This window comes from Shewanella sedimentimangrovi (assembly GCF_017354965.1).
In the GTDB taxonomy this organism is placed as follows: Bacteria; Pseudomonadota; Gammaproteobacteria; order Enterobacterales; family Shewanellaceae; genus Shewanella; species Shewanella cyperi.
The window spans coordinates 2353290-2371508 of the sequence record NZ_CP071502.1 but is presented as its reverse complement, the minus strand read 5'-3'; the positions used below and the strand labels follow the sequence as shown (position 1 = coordinate 2371508).

Annotated in this window: 15 protein-coding genes; 6 read left to right on the top strand and 9 right to left on the bottom strand. The window is 54.9% G+C overall.

The window, feature by feature from the left end:
- Positions 1-9 precede the first annotated feature (9 nt).
- Complete coding sequence (gene ppsR, locus JYB85_RS10275; protein ID WP_207379234.1) at positions 10-822, bottom strand: posphoenolpyruvate synthetase regulatory kinase/phosphorylase PpsR; 813 nt, start codon at positions 820-822, stop codon at positions 10-12.
- 124 nt (positions 823-946) lie between these two features.
- Between ppsR and ppsA the strand changes: the two genes are divergently transcribed.
- From ppsA to JYB85_RS10255, 4 genes are all read left to right on the top strand, one after another.
- Positions 947-3316 carry a phosphoenolpyruvate synthase gene (gene ppsA, locus JYB85_RS10270; protein WP_207379233.1) on the top strand — a complete coding sequence of 790 codons (2370 nt, stop codon included), beginning with the start codon at positions 947-949 and terminating at the stop codon, positions 3314-3316.
- 90 nt (positions 3317-3406) lie between these two features.
- On the top strand, positions 3407-6424 hold the full coding sequence (ydiJ, locus tag JYB85_RS10265; RefSeq protein ID WP_207379232.1) for a D-2-hydroxyglutarate dehydrogenase YdiJ: 3018 nt from the start codon (positions 3407-3409) through the stop codon (positions 6422-6424).
- Between the two features lie 5 nt (positions 6425-6429).
- Positions 6430-6876, top strand: coding sequence for a DUF1285 domain-containing protein (locus JYB85_RS10260; RefSeq protein WP_207319963.1), 447 nt, complete (start codon positions 6430-6432; stop codon positions 6874-6876).
- A gap of 129 nt (positions 6877-7005) precedes the next feature.
- Positions 7006-7419: a MarR family winged helix-turn-helix transcriptional regulator gene (locus JYB85_RS10255; RefSeq protein ID WP_207319962.1), complete on the top strand. Its 414-nt coding sequence runs from the start codon at positions 7006-7008 to the stop codon at positions 7417-7419.
- 91 nt (positions 7420-7510) lie between these two features.
- On the opposite strand, the gene JYB85_RS10250 is transcribed toward JYB85_RS10255, so the two are convergent.
- Positions 7511-7855, bottom strand: coding sequence for a hypothetical protein (locus JYB85_RS10250; protein ID WP_207379231.1), 345 nt, complete (start codon positions 7853-7855; stop codon positions 7511-7513).
- 204 nt (positions 7856-8059) lie between these two features.
- Entirely contained in the window at positions 8060-9094 is a 1035-nt protein-coding gene (locus JYB85_RS10245) for a Glu/Leu/Phe/Val dehydrogenase dimerization domain-containing protein (protein ID WP_207379230.1), read from the bottom strand.
- A 259-nt stretch (positions 9095-9353) separates the two neighbouring features.
- Here JYB85_RS10245 and JYB85_RS10240 point away from each other — a divergent pair, with 259 nt between their 5' ends.
- Positions 9354-9797 (top strand): DUF4826 family protein, encoded by a 444-nt coding sequence (locus JYB85_RS10240; RefSeq protein ID WP_207379229.1) that lies wholly within the window; start codon positions 9354-9356, stop codon positions 9795-9797.
- Positions 9798-9881: 84 nt separating this feature from the next.
- Here the strand turns inward: JYB85_RS10240 and JYB85_RS10235 are convergent, their stop codons facing one another.
- From JYB85_RS10235 to JYB85_RS10210, 6 genes are all read right to left on the bottom strand, one after another.
- Entirely contained in the window at positions 9882-11012 is a 1131-nt protein-coding gene (locus JYB85_RS10235; protein WP_207379228.1) for a cupin domain-containing protein, read from the bottom strand.
- Positions 11013-11097: 85 nt separating this feature from the next.
- Positions 11098-12468 (bottom strand): adenylosuccinate lyase, encoded by a 1371-nt coding sequence (purB, locus tag JYB85_RS10230; protein ID WP_207379227.1) that lies wholly within the window; start codon positions 12466-12468, stop codon positions 11098-11100.
- A gap of 47 nt (positions 12469-12515) precedes the next feature.
- Entirely contained in the window at positions 12516-13136 is a 621-nt protein-coding gene (gene hflD / locus JYB85_RS10225) for a high frequency lysogenization protein HflD (RefSeq protein ID WP_228289585.1), read from the bottom strand.
- 4 nt (positions 13137-13140) lie between these two features.
- Positions 13141-14253: a tRNA 2-thiouridine(34) synthase MnmA gene (gene mnmA, locus JYB85_RS10220; RefSeq protein ID WP_207319956.1), complete on the bottom strand. Its 1113-nt coding sequence runs from the start codon at positions 14251-14253 to the stop codon at positions 13141-13143.
- Positions 14254-14399: 146 nt separating this feature from the next.
- Positions 14400-14876 (bottom strand): NUDIX hydrolase, encoded by a 477-nt coding sequence (locus JYB85_RS10215; protein ID WP_207379226.1) that lies wholly within the window; start codon positions 14874-14876, stop codon positions 14400-14402.
- Positions 14876-15454 (bottom strand): pseudouridine synthase, encoded by a 579-nt coding sequence (locus JYB85_RS10210; RefSeq protein WP_407695857.1) that lies wholly within the window; start codon positions 15452-15454, stop codon positions 14876-14878. Before JYB85_RS10210 ends, JYB85_RS10215 begins: the two co-directional genes overlap by 1 nt.
- 437 nt (positions 15455-15891) lie before the next feature.
- On the opposite strand from JYB85_RS10210, the gene JYB85_RS10205 reads away from it, so the two are divergent.
- Entirely contained in the window at positions 15892-18117 is a 2226-nt protein-coding gene (locus JYB85_RS10205; RefSeq protein ID WP_207379224.1) for an NADP-dependent isocitrate dehydrogenase, read from the top strand.
- The last annotated feature ends 102 nt before the right edge of the window (positions 18118-18219 follow it).

Here is an 18219-nt window from a genome sequence, read left to right as displayed (position 1 = left end):
CTTGCACTATCAGAACATATGCCGTTCGAGTCCGGTGACATCGATGATCTTGGTGGAGATCTCTTCCACCGAGTGGTTGGTGGTGTCGATATAGGGGATGCGTTCACGTTTGAACAGCATTTCCACTTCCTTAACCTCAAGTCGGCACTGGCGCAGGGAAGAGTAGCGGCTGTTTTCCATCCGGCTCTGGCGGATTTCATGCAAGCGCACCGGATCTATGGTCAGGCCAAACAGCTTGTGCTTGTTGCGTTTAAGCGCCTCGGGCAACTTCAGGTTATCCATATCATCTTCGGTGAAGGGGTAGTTGGCCGCCTTGATACCGAATTGCATAGACAGATACAGGCTCGACGGGGTTTTACCGCAGCGGGATACGCCGAGCAGGATAAGGTCTGCCTTGTCCATGTGCTTGAGGGTCTGGCCATCATCGTTTTCCATGGCGAAGTTGATGGCATCTATCCTGGCTTCGTAGCTGTGATTGGCCTTTCCGTGGGTTCTGTGGGTGACCGGCTTGGCGCTGACCCCCAGTTGTTGCTCCAGCGGCGCCACGAAGGTGTTGAGAAAGTCGTAATCCAGGCCTTCACTGGAATAGATGATGTCGCGGATATCGGCGTTAACTATGGAATGAAATACCAGAGGACGTTCCCCTGTCGTAATAAAACTATCATTGATCTGCTTTTTTACCGCCTCGGCCCTGCTGATAGTTTCAACAAATGGGATGGTAAGCGCTTCAAATTCCATCGGAAATTGTGAAAGTACCGCGTGACCGAACACCTCGGCCGTGATCGCTGTTCCGTCGGAAATGTAGAAAACTTTACGAGCCATACTTACCCCATGTAGTAATAAAATTACAAAGAAAATTATAGATTTACGCTAACCCTGCCGAAGTGTAAAATGCCGCTGCCCTCGTGTGAAGGGGCCACTTAAATAAACTTGCGGAGATAGAACAGTGCAGCAATATGTACTCTGGTATCAGGAATTAGGCATGGGCGACGTCAACAAGGTTGGCGGTAAAAATGCCTCTCTTGGCGAGATGATAAGCAATCTGGCCAATGCCGGCGTTCAAGTACCTGGCGGCTTTGCGACCACGGCTCATGCGTTCAATGAGTTTCTTGAGCAAAGTGGAGTTAACCAGAAGATTTATGACATTCTTGACACTCTGGACGTCGACGATGTCAATGCACTGGCAAAAGTGGGTGCACAGATCAGACAGTGGGTGATTGAAACCCCATTCCAACCCGAACTCGAGCAGGCCATCCATGAGGCCTACAACAAGCTGTCTGGTGAGACCACAGACGCGTCCTTTGCGGTACGTTCTTCCGCAACCGCCGAAGACATGCCCGATGCCTCTTTCGCCGGTCAGCAGGAAACCTTCCTGAACGTTAAGGGTTACGATGCCGTGCTGGTGGCCATCAAGCACGTGTTTGCTTCTCTGTTCAACGATCGCGCCATCTCCTACCGTGTGCACCAGGGCTACGATCACCGTGGTGTTGCCCTGTCTGCCGGCGTGCAGCGCATGGTGCGCTCCGACAAGGCCGCTTCAGGCGTAATGTTCACCATAGACACCGAATCCGGTAACGACGATGTGGTGTTTGTGACTTCTTCCTACGGTCTGGGTGAAATGGTGGTGCAAGGCGCCGTTAACCCTGACGAATTCTACGTTCACAAGCCAACCCTGACCTCAGGCCATCAGGCCGTGGTGCGTCGCAACATTGGTTCCAAGCTTATCCAGATGGTCTACTCAGACGATCTTTCACACGGTAAGCAGGTCAAGATTGAAGACGTTGAGCTGGCCAACCGCCGCCAGTTCTCCATCAGCGATGCCGAAGTGATGGAACTGGCCAAGCAGGCCATGATCATCGAGAAACACTACGGTCGTCCCATGGACATCGAGTGGGCCAAAGATGGCAACGACGGCAAGCTGTATATAGTACAGGCCCGTCCCGAGACTGTGCGTTCACGTGAAGACGTACAATTGATTGAGCGTTATCACCTCAAGAGCCGTGGCGCCGTGATCTGTGAAGGTCGCGCCATTGGTCACAAGGTCGGCAGCGGTGTTGCCAAGGTACTGAAGTCCATCGACGAGATGGACAAGATCCAGCCCGGCGACGTGCTGGTGACCGACATGACAGACCCTGATTGGGAACCCATCATGAAGCGCGCCAGCGCCATAGTCACCAACCGTGGCGGTCGTACCTGCCACGCGGCCATCATCGCCCGTGAACTGGGCGTGCCAGCCGTTGTGGGTTGTGGTGATGTGACCGACCGTATTCAAAACGGCCAGATGGTGACCGTATCCTGCGCCGAAGGCGACACAGGCTACATCTACGATGGCAAGCAGGAGTTTGAAGTGGTTTCCAGCCGTGTGGATGCCATGCCCACACTGCCGATGAAGATAATGATGAACGTGGGTAACCCCGACCGCGCCTTTGACTTCGCCCGTCTGCCAAACGAGGGTGTGGGCCTGGCCCGTCTGGAATTCATCATCAACCGCATGATAGGTATTCATCCCAAGGCGCTGCTGGAATTCAATCAGCAGGATGCGGCGCTGCAGGAAGAAATCAACGAGATGATCGCCGGTTACGAATCACCCGTTGAATACTATATCGCCCGTCTGGTGGAAGGTATTGCCACCATCGCCGCCGCCTTCCATCCGAAGAAGGTGATTGTGCGTATGTCTGACTTCAAGTCAAACGAGTACGCCAACCTGGTGGGCGGCGATCGCTACGAGCCCGAGGAAGAGAACCCTATGTTGGGCTTCCGCGGTGCCAGCCGTTATATCTCCGAGTCTTTCCGTGACTGTTTCGCCCTGGAATGTGAAGCCATCAAGCGCGTTCGCAACGACATGGGTCTGAAAAACGTTGAGATCATGATCCCCTTCGTCCGCACCCTGGGTGAGGCCGAGCAGGTGATTGAACTGCTGAAGGAAGAAGGTCTGGAGCGTGGTAAAGACGGTCTGCGCGTCATTATGATGTGCGAACTGCCATCCAACGCCCTGTTGGCGGACAAGTTCCTGGAGCACTTCGATGGTTTCTCCATCGGCTCCAACGACCTGACTCAGCTGACCCTGGGTCTGGACCGCGACTCCGGCATCATCAGCCACCTGTTCGATGAGCGTAACGAAGCGGTTAAAGCGCTGCTGGCCATGGCCATCAAGGCCGCCAAGGCCAAGGGTGCCTACGTGGGTATCTGTGGTCAGGGCCCATCGGATCATGCCGACTTCGCCGCCTGGCTGGTGGAGCAGGGCATAGACACTGTGTCTTTGAACCCAGACACTGTAATCGACACCTGGCTGTACCTGGCTGAAGCCCACGGCTAAGCAATTTACCTTTGTGTCACAAAAGCCGCTTTTTAGCGGCTTTTTTTTGTTTATAATGCCGAAACTAGAATAATCGACCAGAAGCCCCTCATGTTACCCCAGCTTTCACATCAACAAACCCTGGACCCCGTCTATCTTGCGTTTCTCGATGCCTTGTCCCATTGCGGTTTTCAGGGCGACATAGACAAACGCTACAGTGCCCGTCTGGTGCAGGCCACTGACAATTCGGTATACCAATTTTTGCCCCAGGCAGTGTTGTATCCCAGGAGCACGGCCGATGTGCAAAAGGTGATGCAGCTGGCGGCACAGGAGCAATTCCGAGAAGTGGTATTCAGCCCCCGTGGCGGCGGTACTGGTACCAATGGCCAGTCGCTGACCCATGGGCTTATCCTGGATTTGTCCCGTTACATGAACCGGGTGCTGGAAATCAATGCCGAGGAAGGTTGGGCCCGGGTTGAGGCCGGTTTGGTGAAAGATGCCTTCAACGATGCCTTAAGACCCCACGGCTTCTTTTTCAGCCCGGATTTGTCCACCTCCAACCGCGCCACAGTGGGCGGCATGATCAATACCGACGCCTCCGGTGCCGGCTCCCTGGTGTATGGCAAGACTTCCGATCATGTGCTGGGTCTTAAAAGCGTGCTGGTGGACGGCACTGTGCTCGATACCATGCCCATGTCTGCCGAGGCGATTGACTCAGCAGGCCTGCACTCCAAGGTGGCGGCGGTATGCCGTGACAAACGTGAGCTTATCCTGAAGCGTTTTCCGCGCCTCAACCGGTTTCTGACCGGTTACGATCTCGAGCATGTCTGGGACGATAGCTTAAGCAAGTTTGACCTGAGCCGCATTCTTACCGGCTCAGAAGGCACCCTGGCGGTGATCACCGAGGCCAAACTCAACCTGACTCCGCTGCCGAAAAGCCGAGCCATGGTTAACATCAAGTACGACTCCTTCGAGTCGGCGCTGCGGCACGCTCCTGCTTTGGTGCAGGCCAAGGCAACCGTGGTGGAGACAGTGGATTCCAAGGTATTGAACCTGGCCCGCGAAGACATAGTCTGGCACTCGGTGAAAGATCTTATCCAGGATGTACCGGGCAAGATTATCGAAGGCCTCAACATGGTGGAGTTCGCCGGTGAAGACCATGAGGTCAGCGCCAAGGTGGCGGCGTTGGAAGCTGTGCTCAGGGCTCAGATAGCATCTAACGAGTGTGGGTTGATGGGGTTCCAGACCACCCATGACAAGGACAGCATAGAGAAAATTTACGCCATGCGTAAAAAGGCCGTGGGCCTGCTGGGCGCCACAAAGGGCAGTCGCAAGCCCATCGCCTTTGCCGAAGACACTGCGGTACCGCCCGAGCAGCTGGCCGACTTCATCATGGAGTTTCGCGCCCTGCTCGACAGCCACAAGTTGCAGTACGGCATGTTTGGCCATGTGGATGCCGGTGTGCTGCATGTGCGCCCGGCGCTGGACATGTGCGATCCCGCCGATGAAAAGTTGCTCCGTACCGTGTCGGATCAAGTGGCAGCCCTGACCCTGAAGTACGGCGGCCTGATGTGGGGCGAGCATGGCAAGGGCGTGCGCGGTGAATATGGTCCGGCGGTATTTGGTGAAGAACTTTACGGCGTGCTGCAGGACATCAAGAGCTGGTTTGATCCCGACAATCGCCTCAATCCCGGCAAGCTGGTGGCCCCAAGGGACAAGGGCCCACTCTGTTATGACGTTGACAGCACCAAGCGCGGCAGTTTTGACCGGCAAATCCCCGTCAAGGTACGGGAGTCCTTCCCCGATGTGATGAACTGTAACGGCAATGGCTTGTGCTTTAACTACAGCACGGCATCGCCCATGTGTCCGTCGTTCAAGGTGACCGGCGATCGCATCATGTCGCCCAAGGGCCGCTCATCCTTGATGCGCGAGTGGCTGAGATTACTGGAGGCCGAAGGGGTCGATGTGCTTGAACTGGCCAAGGCTAAGCCACTGGGCTTGCTGCAACGGGCCCAGAACAGCCTCAAGGCCAAGGACGAGTACGACTATTCCCACGAGGTGATGGAATCGCTTCAGGGCTGTCTTGCGTGCAAGGCCTGCTCCAGTCAGTGTCCGGTGAAGGTGGATGTGCCCAAGTTCCGCGCCCAGTTCTTTAATATTTACTACCAACGTTACCTGAGGCCGCCAAAAGACTATCTGGTGGCCGGTATCGAGGATTCGGTGCAGCTGCTGGCCAGGGCGCCAAGGCTTGCCAATGCCGTGACCCACAACGGCCTGAGCAAGTGGGTGATTAAAAAGGCCCTGGGTTATGTGGACTCCCCCAAGCTGTCGGTGCCGACGCTGAAAGAGCGCCTCGATGGCCATGCCAGCCGGGGTTATGATTTACAAGTGCTCAAGGCCATACCCCAAGAGGAGCGCAGTCGCTATGTGCTTCTGGTACAGGATCCTTTCAACAGCTTCTATGATGCCAAGGTCGTGTACCGCATGGTGCAGCTGGTGGAGCAGTTGGGACTGAAACCCGTGTTGCTGCCCTTCAAGCCCAATGGTAAGCCGGCACACATCAAGGGCTTCCTCGATAAATTTGCCGCCCAGGCGGCGGACAGTGCAGCTTTCTTAAACGAGTTGCATCAATTGGGTATGCCCATGGTGGGGATAGATCCCGCCCTGGTGCTGGTATACCGGGATGAATACCGTGAGGCCCTGGGTGACAAGCGCGGTGACTTTAATGTCCTGCTGGTGAATGAGTGGTTGGTTAAAGTGTTGCCGTCACTTCCTTCACGAACCGAGAGCAAACACAGTTACACCTGGTTCAGCCATTGCACCGAGGCGACCGCCAGACCCGGCACCGCCAAGGAGTGGCAGCAGATATTTGCCCAACTTGGTGCCAAGCTGGAGGCTGTCAACCTGGGTTGCTGTGGTATGGCCGGCACCTATGGCCACGAACTGGACAATCAGCAGCGCTCTCGTATGCTTTATGGTATGTCCTGGGAAGCGCAGGTGGCTCAGCGGCCACAGACGCAGATCCTGGTGTCCGGCTATTCCTGCCGCACCCAGGTGCAACGCTTCTCGGGTTTCAAGCCGCGCCATCCTCTGGAGGCGGTGCTGGAGCTGTTGCAAACACAGGAGTGAGGGCCATGAGTGACAATGAATTGGAACGCCTGCTGGGAGAATTGCATTTGGGTTCGGACATGGATGAAGCAAAGGCGCTTTGTCAGGACGAGCCCTTGTTTCATATCGATTCCGAGGGCATGTGGCATTATCGCGATGCACCCTTGCCGGAGAAGTTCGCCCGGTTGTTCGCCACTGTGCTGGTGAAAACCCCAGACGGCTATGAATTGCGGACGCCAGCGGAAAGATTGCCAGTCAGTGTTGCTCTGTATCCTGTGCTGGTGTTTGATTTTTGCCTGTTGGCCGATGGTCATTATTTGCTTAATTCGGTAGTAGGTGAGGATTATAAAGTGCCGGAGACTGCCATACAGATGAAAGATAAAGGGGTTGAAATTCATCTGGAAAACGGTGTGGTTGCCGGTATGACCCGGGCTTGCTTCTACCGCTATGCGGATATGATACTGGTCGATTAAGCCGCCTGGTGCGGCTTTTTTTATGGTCAGGCCTGCTAGTTTATTGTGCTTTAGGTGGTAGTATTAAAAGGACAGGAAGTTGCCCGAAGCCAGGATGGCGGAAGTTGCAGTTGTCAGTGGGGGTGACGTTTGAATCGTCAGGAAAGCCTGGGCTATCTTATCTCGCATCTGAATGTAGCCATAGCCAATGATCTGGATGCACGCCTTAAGCGCTACGACTTGGATATCAAGTTGTGGCCTGTGTTGTTTGCACTTTGGCAGGAAGAGGGCATTACCCAGACCGAGCTTTCCCGGCGTTGTGACGTGGCCAATTACACCATGACCCGCTTGCTGGATCAGTTGCAGGTGGCCGGCCTTATCACCCGACATCAGGAAGCGGATAATCGCCGCGCATTCCAAATCTTTTTGACCGATAACGCCAAGGCGCTCGAGCAGGACCTTATCCGGGAGGCCGAGCGGGTCAATGAAGCCTTTCTCTCTATTCTCGATACCGATGAGCAGCAGCAGCTGATGGCACTGCTGTGCAAGATAAACCGCTTTTAAGTCTTATTGGCATCCGCGTGTTGGCTTGTGGTTCACATTTGAGCCGCGATAGCCTCAATTCAGAATGACCTCAGTTCAGAACAACAGCAGGTCAGAACAATAGCAGGGCCACCAAAACCAGGCTGCAGCACATGATCATGCCTTGCTGGAGCAAGCGTTGGCTCTGGATCAGGTTTTGTTTACCCTGTTTCAGACTGGCAACCAATTCATTGCGCTTGTAGATGCGGCACATGAGCTCTTCGGTTTGTGGGTCAATAAGTAGTTGAAATTTGCAGGGATTACCGTCACCCAAAGGCACGGCGTGCTCGCTTTGTTGGCCAAAGTTGAGTTTGCTGGACACCATTTGACCGTCTACAAAAACCCGTTCCAGTCCACACCAGTTGCTGGCCTGCAACTCGACCCTGTGCTGATTCAGATCATATTTGAAACTGACCATGGCTCTGTCCTTGAAAGGGGAACGAGTGACTAATTCAAGCAGAGAGAGGGGGGCTTTTCCACGTCAAATTGATGAAATTTGTGTGTCGGTAAGCTATCTGACTGTTGACGTTGGGAATAAATTTTTTCGTCTAAAAAATGGAAAAAGGGAAGTGTTTGGACACTTCCCTTTTTGCTGCAATCCGGCTATGACAGCGGACTAAACTCAGGCTTTGGCGCCGTCAATGATGGCTTTGGCCATCTCATCGGCCACTTCACCCGTGGTGCGATTTTGCTCGTCAGCCTTGGCGAAAATGGTCAGCAGGGTGTTGTAGATCTGCTCAACCTTGGCGGTGGACTTGGCCGCATCGTAATCTTTTTCGAAAGACACGTTGATGATACCGCCGGCGTTAATCACATAGTCAGGCGCATAGAGTATGCCCATGTCCTTCAGCTGTTTGCCATGACGTGGCTCTGCCAGCTGGTTGTTGGCACAACCGGCGACTATGGAAGCTTTCAGCAAAGGCAGGGTGGCATCGTTCAGAGTGGCGCCCAGGGCGCAAGGTGCATAAACGTCAACGTCCTGAACGTAGATATCCTGAGGGGCAACGACCGTGGCGCCAAATTCGCTGGCAACGCGATCCAAAGAAGCCTGATGGATATCGGTCACCACCAGTTCGGCACCTTCTTCATGCAGGTGCTTGCACAGGTAGTAGCCCACATGGCCAACACCCTGTACGGCAATTTTCAGGCCCTTGAGGCTGTCCAGACCACGCTGATGTTTAACGGCAGCCTTGATACCCAGATAAGTGCCCAGAGCGGTGAATGGAGAAGGATCGCCACTCTTGCCTTCAAGACCGGCCATGTAAGGTGTTTCCTGATGGGCAATCATGATGTCGGCTGTGGTGGTGCCCACATCTTCGGCTGAGTAGTATTTGCCACCCAGGGTATTGATGAAACGGCCGAAGGCGCGGAACAGTTTTTCCCTGTCCTGAGTCTTGGGATCGGCGATGATCACTGATTTGCCACCACCCATTTCCAGACCGGCCAGGGCGTTTTTGTAGGTCATGCCACGGGACAGGCGCAGAACGTCGGTCAGTGCTTCATCATCCGAGTGGTAATTCCACATACGGCAACCACCGACGGCAGGGCCGAGGTTGGTGTTGTGGATGGCGATAATGGCTTTTAAGCCACTTTCTTTGTCATGACAGAAAACAACCTGTTCATGTTCGTCATAAGATACATGATTGAATACAGCCACGTGCAGATCTCCGCTATGCGCTTAAAAATACCGCAGGCCAGGGGCCCGCGGTCGACTTGTTATATTTATTGCAGAACGATAGCATTTAGCGCTACTCTCGACCAAGCCTGAATGCGGATTAATTGTGATCGGCATGGCAATTTTGCTTTCCACTTTACGTCAACGTAAGCTTTGACTGAGGTGAGGGTGAAACTGTCAGCAAGACAAATAACAGATAGTAGGTATAATCCGCAGCATAACAATAAGATAGGAAAGAAGTATGACTGAACAAGCTGTAGAGCCACAAGTCAATGACACTCAGATGGATGCTGAAGCCATGCGTCAGGAGTGGGTCCGGGCTCATTTTCAAAAGGCCAACCGTTTCCTGGCCGAGAAGGGCATATTGCCCGGCAAGGTGCTGGTGGATGAATGCCGTTACCTGCCTCCCTATGTTGCAGTGTGGAAGATGGAAGCCCAAAAGCCTGCCAAGCAGACTTTCTGGGTCATGTCCGGCGATTTGCCCACCGATTATGTGGATGTCAAAGTCGCAGGTACCGCGCGCGAGGCCCTGCGCCATTTCTCCATGATGTGGCAGCTGAAAGCAGAAAATCTCATTAAGTCAGGTGCGGTGAAAGATCCCACCCAGGCCAAGTTTGCCAATCTGTTGATCTCCCGAGCCCAAAGTCTGTATCAGATGCAGGCCGACGAGAAACTCTGGGGCTAAGTGTGGCTCGAGCCCAGTCGATTAAGGCTTGCTCAAATAGAAAAGGCACCTCAGGGTGCCTTTTTTAATGGGTGCGACCTGGGCTTATTCACCCAGGTACCAGTAGCCTTTTTCCAGCATGGTCAACCAGAAGCTTTGCCAGCAGGGCTTGGCCAGCAGGGGAGCCACAGCGTCGGCATCCAGGCAAGTGGCATTGGCAACCAGTAATAGCTCGTCAGGGCTGGCCTCGGTTATTGGCAGGCTTTCACCGGCAATAAACAGACGGGCCTCGGGATCCGCTTCCATTCGCAACACTTTCAAGCCGCCAATGCGCACCAGATTGGCGCCATCGTCGAGCGCGTCGGTCAGCTCGGTCAGATCCATCGCCGATTCGTTTTCGCAGATATCGAGTTCAAAGCGGTTTTGACTGAGCAACTTGCCAAGCACAGGTATGTACTGGGACGGCGTATTTGCCAGCTCGGCCAACAGGTTCATGATCCCAGTCTGTTCGCTGCAGGATACCAGGCCTTGGCTGCCGGCTTCACTGCTGCTGATAAAACGCTGCTGCCCCTGATTGGCATCGATAAGGAAATCTGCCAATTCACTTACCAGTTCCTGCTGACTCGGTGCCCGAAATCCCATGGAATAGGACAGGGCCAGACTCAGGGTTTCGCCCTGATGGGGGAATCCCGGAGGAATATAGAGCACATCCCCGGCTTCCAGCATCACGTCAATGATGGGTTCAAAGTCTTCAATCAGCGGTGATTCGGGATTATTGCCACGGCGCGCGTACTGGCCTTTGGGACCCACTGTCCAGCGACGGCGGCCTTCACCCTGGATAATGAACACATCGTAGTTGTCTATATGGGGACCTACGCCGCCCTGGGGCGTGGCAAATGACACCATCAGATCATCAAAACGCCAGTCGGGCAGAAAGCGAAAGGCTTCCACCAGCGGTTGGGCGTCGGGGTACCAGTGATTCACCGCCTGTACCAGCAGTTGCCAGTGGCTCTCACCATAGGCGTCGTAGTCTTCAAAGGGGCCGGATATCACTTCCCAGTCATTGCCCTTGGTGACCACTATGCGTGAAGAAACCTCCTCTTCGCAGGCCAGACCCGCCAGTTCATCGGCGGCGATGGGGTCGACGAAGTCCACAAAGGCGCGGGGGAAAACCTTGGGTTGCTGTTGCCAGACATCCCGCAGGAATTCGGCTTTATCTATATTCAACTGATACATGGTGGAAGATCCATAAGCGGGTAATGACAGGGTGAAAAAAGGCGGTACTGGAAACCAGTGCCGCCTCTTGTGACCGGAACTCGTGTTACTTGAGGTCGTCCACGAAGGCTTCGGCGCGGCCTATGTAGTTGGCCGGAGTCAGCAGTTTCAATTCTGCCTTGACTGCCTCGGGGAGTTCCAGGTTATCGATGAACTGGGCCAATTGGGCTGCATCGATGCGCTTGCCACGGGTCAACTCCTTGAGCTTCTCGTAGGGCTTTTCGATACCATAGCGACGCATCACCGTCTGTACCGGCTCGGCCAGCACTTCCCAGTTGTTATCCAGTTCCTTGGCCAGGCTGGCTTCGTTGACTTCCAGCTTGCTGATCCCCTTAAGGGTTGCCTGGAAGGCGATGATGCTGTGGGCAATACCCACACCCAGGGTGCGCAGTACTGTGGAGTCGGTCAGGTCGCGCTGCCAGCGGGAAACCGGCAGTTTGGACGCCAGATGCTGCATCAGAGCGTTGGCAATCCCCAGGTTGCCTTCGGAGTTTTCGAAGTCGATGGGGTTAACCTTGTGCGGCATGGTGGACGAACCGATTTCACCGGCCACTGTCTTTTGCTTGAAGTGACCCAGGGCTATGTAGCCCCAGATATCACGATCGAAGTCAATGATGATGGTGTTGAAGCGGGCCAGGGCATCAAACAGCTCGGCAATGTAATCGTGGGGTTCGATCTGGGTGGTGTAGGGGTTCCAGTTCAGGCCCAGGCTGGTGACAAAGCGCTGTGACAGCGCGTGCCAATCCACTTCGGGATAGGCGGACAGGTGAGCGTTGTAGTTACCCACGGCACCGTTGATCTTGCCCATGATTTCCACGGCCTGGATCTGCTTGAGCTGGCGCTCAAGGCGCACCACCACGTTGGCCATCTCTTTACCGAGCGTGGTAGGGGAGGCTGGCTGACCATGGGTACGTGACATCATGGGCACGCTCTTGTTGGCCTTGGCCAGCGCCTTGATGGCATCGATCAGCTTTTGGCAATAAGGCACTATAACCTGCTCACGGGCTTCCTTGAGCATCAGACCGTGGGACAGGTTGTTGATGTCTTCGGAGGTACAGGCAAAGTGTACGAATTCATCAATGGCGACCAGCTCGGCATTGCCGGCAATCTTTTCCTTGATGAAGTACTCGACCGCCTTTACATCGTGGTTGGTGGTGCTTTCAATGGTTTTCACCCGCAGGGCATCGGCTTCGTTGAACTTGTCCTTGATGCCATCGAGCAGCGCCAGGGCGTCCTCGCTGAAGGGGGGGACTTCTTCAATTTCTGGACAGCTGGAGAGCAGCTTGAGCCAGTTGATTTCGACCTGAACACGATACTTGGTAAGACCGTACTCGCTGAAAATCCCACGGAGTTCGACAGTTTTGCTGCCATAACGGCCGTCTACCGGAGAGATAGCAGTCAGTGCGGAAAGATCCATTGTAAGCTCCTTGATGAACTTGCTTTATTGTTTATAGGGTAAGCTGTTTAAAAATTTAGATTTTTTCTGGCGACATCCACTATTGCCTTACGGGCAAACACCAGATGACGGCGTTTGCCGCCGAGCTGGCGCCACAACACGGCGCTGCGCATGGCAGCCAATAACAGGGCGCGGATTTTCTGCTGCACCTGGGGCCGTTGCAATACCAAGGGGTTGCCTGTGATCTGCAGCTTGGGCCCAAGATTGCTGATGATGTCGCTGTAAATACTGGCCAGATTGGCGATGACCTGCTCATCGGTAATGGCAAAGTGATTGAGCTGGCGATGAATTTGATTGATGCGCTCCGCCAGCATGCCCAGGGCCTGACGATTGCGGCTCAGCTTGCGCTCCAGGGCCAGCAAGCCCACCAGGTAGCGGGTGATTTCCACGTCTTTGTCGCTGCCGTCACCGAGCTGATTGATAATCCACTTATAGCCGCTGTGCAACTGCTGCTTATCCTGATACACATCGTCCGGCTGATCCGGATTGGTCACCAGAATGGTGTTCAGGCTGGCGGCCATGGCGTCTTTGTCGCCGTCACCATGGCGGGCCAGGTATTGTACCTGGGCCAGTGCCTGCAATATACCGGCAAAGGCCATGGTTCTTGCTTCCAAAGCTGCTGCAGACACGGCGTTACTCCTTGATAAGACTGTCGATAATGCCGCCACCGAGGCACACTTCGCCGTCGTAAAAGACCGCGGATTGCCCCGGGGTGACCGCCGCTACGGCTTCATCAAAGATGACGCGGATAAGGCCGTCGGCAACATGTTCGACACGGCAACCTATGTCCTGCTGGCGATAACGGGTCTTGACCGTGATGGCTGCGCCATCGGCGGGACCGACTCTGTCTACCCAGTGCAACTGATTGACCATCATACCGACCGACATCAGCCTTGGGTGGTGACCGCCCTGGGCGACCACCAGTACATTGCGCTCTATGTCCTTGTCGACCACGTACCAGGGATCGTCATTGGCGTTTTTCATGCCGCCTATGCCCAGCCCCTTGCGTTGACCCAGGGTGTGATACATCAGACCTTCGTGACGGCCGACCACTTCGCCCTCGGGGGTTTCAATGTCACCGGGCTGCGCCGGTAGGTAGGTGGCGAGAAAATCCTTGAACTTGCGTTCGCCGATAAAACAGATGCCGGTGCTGTCTTTCTTGTCATGGGTGATCAGTCCCTGTTCCTCCGCGATGCGGCGCACCTCGGGTTTTTCCAGTTCACCGACCGGAAACAGGCTGCGGGCCACCTGCTCGTGACTCAGGGTATAAAGGAAGTAACTCTGATCCTTGTTGCCATCGATACCGCGCAGCATTTCGGTCTTGTCACCTGTGTCGCGGCGGCGCACGTAGTGGCCCATGGCGATGTAATCGGCGTCGAGGATCTCGTCGGCGAATTCCAGGAAGGCTTTGAATTTGATTTCCTTGTTGCACATGATGTCCGGATTCGGGGTCCGGCCGGCCTTGTATTCGGCGAGGAAATACTCGAACACATTGTCCCAGTACTCGGCGGCAAAGTTGACCGTGTGCAGTTTGATCCCCAGTTTGTCGCATACCGCCTGGGCATCTTTGAGATCCTCGGCGGCGGCACAGTATTCGTTGGTATCGTCTTCTTCCCAGTTTTTCATGAACAAGCCTTCCACCTGGTAACCCTGCTGCAGCAGCAGGTAAGCGGATACGGAGGAGTCCACGCCGCCGGACATGCCGACGATGACTTTTTTGGCAGAAGAAGGGCTAGTTGACGTCATACTTTCCTGAAAACCATAAAAACTGTTGGATGGTGCACGGCCCCAAGGGCGCTATCGGCATTAATCTGCCGGCTCTGAGCTTAGCTCTTAACTTTAGCTCTTAACCTTAGCTCTCAACATAGTGGCCGTTTGTGCGGGGCCGTATTCTAGCACGCCTTGGCCTCAGCGGCTATCGCCAGCATGCTGCTGTCAAGCAGATCAAGGCTGAAGCGTTTGCCGGCCAGGTAATCCTCAATACATTTGCGAACCAAGGGGCTGCGAAGGGCGAGGGGGCTGTTATCCAGTTGCGCCGGACTTAGCCAGTGCAGGTCCTTGATGACCTTATCCTGGGGGCGGCCCGTAAGGGGCGCCGGCAATTGGCTATAAAAGGTGAATCGCAGAAACGCCAGCTCAGGTGAGGCGCTGAACTGATAAATACCCACCAATCCCTGCGGCATTAATTGCAGACCGGTTTCTTCCAGTACCTCGCGGCTGCAGGCCTGCAACAGGCTTTCAGCGGCTTCCAGATGCCCCGCCGGTTGGTTGAGGATTGCGTGACCGTCGATAGTTTCTTCCACAAACAAGAACTGGCCCGCAGCCTCGATAACGCAGGCCACTGTGACATTGGGTCTGTATCTGTCCATTAGCTGTTCCTCTCGCCTGTGGCAGCCTTTTCCAAGCGGGCCAATTCTTCCGGGCTCAGCAGTCGGTATTCGCCGCTGGCCAAATCCCCCAGACAAAATTCGCCTATTTGCCAGCGGATTAACCTCAGGGTTGGGTAACCCACATGAGCTGTCATGCGTCTGACCTGACGGTTGCGACCTTCGCAGATCTGAATTTCCAGCCAGCTGTCGGGCACAGATTGCCGCTCCCGTATGGGAGGATTACGGGGCCAGACATCGGGGGCCGCCATGGGGCGCACCCTGGCGGGCGCGGTCATGCCATCTTTAAGCACCACGCCCTGTTGCAGGGCGGCAACGGCGGCGGCATCGGGAATGCCTTCCACCTGCACCCAGTAGGTTTTCCAGGTTTTGCGCTTGGGCTCGGTCAGCCTGGATTGCAGGGCGCCATTGTTGGTCAGCAGCAATAAGCCTTCGCTGTCCCTGTCGAGCCGACCAGCGGCATAGACATCGCTGATGGGGATAAAGTCCTTCAGGGTTTGACGACCATCCTCATCGGTAAACTGGCACAGCACATCAAAAGGTTTATTGAACAGTACCACCTGGGTCGGCCCCTTTGGCTTGGACTTAGGCTTTTGCGTAGGTGTTAGCCTGGGTTTGGCCGTGGGTATAGCTTTGGGCTTTGACCGCCCGGAGAGGGGGCGGGGAGCGGTAGCGGTACTTTTATTGCCGCGGGTGCTGCGGTCACTTCTGGCCCTTGGGGTGGAAGTCGGCTTTGGCACTGAAATTTCCGGTTTGTTTGCAGATCTGTACAGTCTACTTGGCATTCGCCGTTAGTGGAATTTGAATATTGGCGTGGATGCACTATGATGTCCGCCATTAAAATGCCGTGGCCCAAGGGGGAGCGGGGACGATTATCGGGCCTCGAATACCGCAGGGCTTAGCGGCGATGGGACTGGCAGCCCACCAGGAAAATGCGGCGCCATTCCGGACAGAATAAAAATAATAATTCTTATTTTACAATAATGTAGGAAATAAAATGAAAGATAATTCTCCAACGATTATTTACACCGAAACCGATGAAGCACCAGCACTGGCAACCCTGTCACTGCTGCCCATCATTCAGGCGTTTGCCAAGCCTGCGGGAGTGAAAATCGAGACCCGTGATATCTCTCTGTCCGGCCGCGTTATCGCTGCATTTCCCGAAAAGCTGACCGATGCCCAGCGCATTGGTGATCACCTGGCTGAGCTGGGTGAGTTGGCGACCCAACCCGAAGCCAACATCATTAAGCTGCCTAACATCTCTGCTTCCATTCCGCAGCTCAAAGCCTGTATCAAGGAATTGCAGGCCAAGGGTTACGATATTCCCAACTATCCTGAAGAGCCAAAAAGCGACGAAGAAAAGGCGATTCAGGCCCGTTATGACAAGATCAAAGGCAGTGCGGTAAACCCTGTGCTGCGTGAAGGCAACTCTGATCGCCGTGCGCCTCTGTCCGTTAAAAACTATGCCCGCAAGAACCCACACTCCATGGGTAAGTGGAGCAAGGATTCCCAATCCCATGTGGCTCACATGAGCGAAGGTGACTTCTACGGCTCAGAGCAATCCGTAACCCTGGACGCGGCCGACGCGGTTAATATAGTGCTGACCAACAAGGCCGGCGAAGCCAAGGTGCTCAAGCAAGGTCTGAAACTGCAGGCCGGTGAAATCATTGACTCTGCTGTGATGAGCAAGAAGGCTCTGGTGGCCTTCTTCGAGCGTGAAATCAACGCTGCCAAAGATCAAAACGTACTGCTGTCACTGCACCTCAAGGCCACCATGATGAAGGTATCTGACCCCATCATGTTCGGTCACGCGGTTAAGGTGTTCTTCAAGCCCCTGTTTGACAAGCACGGAGAGCTGTTTGCCCGCCTGGGCGTGGACGTGAACAACGGTTTCGGTGACGTGGTTGCCAAGCTGCAATCCCTGCCTGAAGCCGAGCGCGCCGCCATTGAAGCGGATATCAAGGCCATCTATGCCGAGCGTCCTGCCATGGCCATGGTTAACTCCGACAAGGGCATCACCAACCTGCACGTGCCAAGCGATGTGATCATCGACGCCTCCATGCCTGCCGCCATCCGTTCTTCAGGCCAGATGTGGGGCCCTGACGGTCAACTGCACGACACCAAGTTTATGATCCCCGATCGTTGCTACGCCGGTGTTTACAACGAAACCATCAACTTCTGTAAAGAGCATGGTGCGTTCGATCCTACCACCATGGGCAGTGTGCCAAACGTGGGTCTGATGGCTCAGAAAGCCGAAGAGTATGGCAGCCACGACAAGACCTTTGAAGTGGCCGAAGACGGCGAAATCACTGTGGTCAACAGCGCAGGTACAGTGCTGATGCGCCATCAGGTGGAAGCCGGTGACATCTTCCGTATGTGTCAGGTGAAAGATGCCCCTATACAGGATTGGGTCAAGCTGGCCGTCAAGCGTGCCCGTCTGTCCAATACTCCAGCGGTATTCTGGCTGGACAAGAACCGTGCCCACGATGCCCAGCTGATCAAGAAGGTGGAAGCCTACCTGCCGCAGCATGACACCAGTGGTCTGGAAATCCATATCATGTCTCCCGAAGAAGCGACCCGTTTCTCTCTGGCTCGCATGAAAGATGGCAAAGACACCATCTCGGTAACAGGCAACGTACTGCGTGACTACCTGACCGATCTGTTCCCTATTCTGGAACTGGGCACCAGTGCCAAGATGCTGTCAATTGTGCCGCTGATGAACGGTGGCGGTCTGTTTGAGACTGGCGCCGGTGGCAGTGCGCCCAAGCACGTGGAGCAAGTAGAGCAGGAAAACTACCTGCGTTGGGATTCACTGGGTGAATTCCTGGCTTTGGCAGCCTCCTTTGAACATCTGGCCCAAACCGCCGGCGTGCCCAAGGCGCAGGTACTGGCCGATACCCTGGATGCTGCCATTGGCAAGTTCCTCGACGAGAACAAGTCACCGGCCCGCCGTGTGGGTCAGATTGACAACCGTGGTTCGCACTTCTATCTGGCCATGTATTGGGCCCAGGCTCTGGCTGCCCAGACCCAGGACGCCGAACTGGCGGTTTACTTCAAGACCCTGGCCGATGGCCTGAGCGCCAACGAAGCCAAGATAGTGTCCGAGCTGAACGGTGCCCAGGGTGTGGCTGTGGATCTGGGCGGTTACTATCGTCTGGATGCCGACAAGGCCAGCCAGGTGATGCGCCCCAGCGCCACCCTCAATCAATTTATCAATGCCTGAAGCTGATTGAATGAAAAAACGGGAGCCTTGGCTCCCGTTTTTTATTTGCCCGGGTTAAGGCTTGGCAAATAAAAAGGCAGCTTTTAGCTGCCTTTTTGGTTT

Coding starts and splice junctions, on each gene's coding strand:
- ppsR (WP_207379234.1), bottom strand. CDS start 822: ATGGCTCGTAAAGTTTTCTACATTTCCGACGGAACAGCGATCACGGCC.
- ydiJ (WP_207379232.1), top strand. CDS start 3,407: ATGTTACCCCAGCTTTCACATCAACAAACCCTGGACCCCGTCTATCTT.
- JYB85_RS10260 (WP_207319963.1), top strand. CDS start 6,430: ATGAGTGACAATGAATTGGAACGCCTGCTGGGAGAATTGCATTTGGGT.
- JYB85_RS10250 (WP_207379231.1), bottom strand. CDS start 7,855: ATGGTCAGTTTCAAATATGATCTGAATCAGCACAGGGTCGAGTTGCAG.
- JYB85_RS10240 (WP_207379229.1), top strand. CDS start 9,354: ATGACTGAACAAGCTGTAGAGCCACAAGTCAATGACACTCAGATGGAT.
- JYB85_RS10235 (WP_207379228.1), bottom strand. CDS start 11,012: ATGTATCAGTTGAATATAGATAAAGCCGAATTCCTGCGGGATGTCTGG.
- purB (WP_207379227.1), bottom strand. CDS start 12,468: ATGGATCTTTCCGCACTGACTGCTATCTCTCCGGTAGACGGCCGTTAT.
- mnmA (WP_207319956.1), bottom strand. CDS start 14,253: ATGACGTCAACTAGCCCTTCTTCTGCCAAAAAAGTCATCGTCGGCATG.
- JYB85_RS10215 (WP_207379226.1), bottom strand. CDS start 14,876: ATGGACAGATACAGACCCAATGTCACAGTGGCCTGCGTTATCGAGGCT.
- JYB85_RS10205 (WP_207379224.1), top strand. CDS start 15,892: ATGAAAGATAATTCTCCAACGATTATTTACACCGAAACCGATGAAGCA.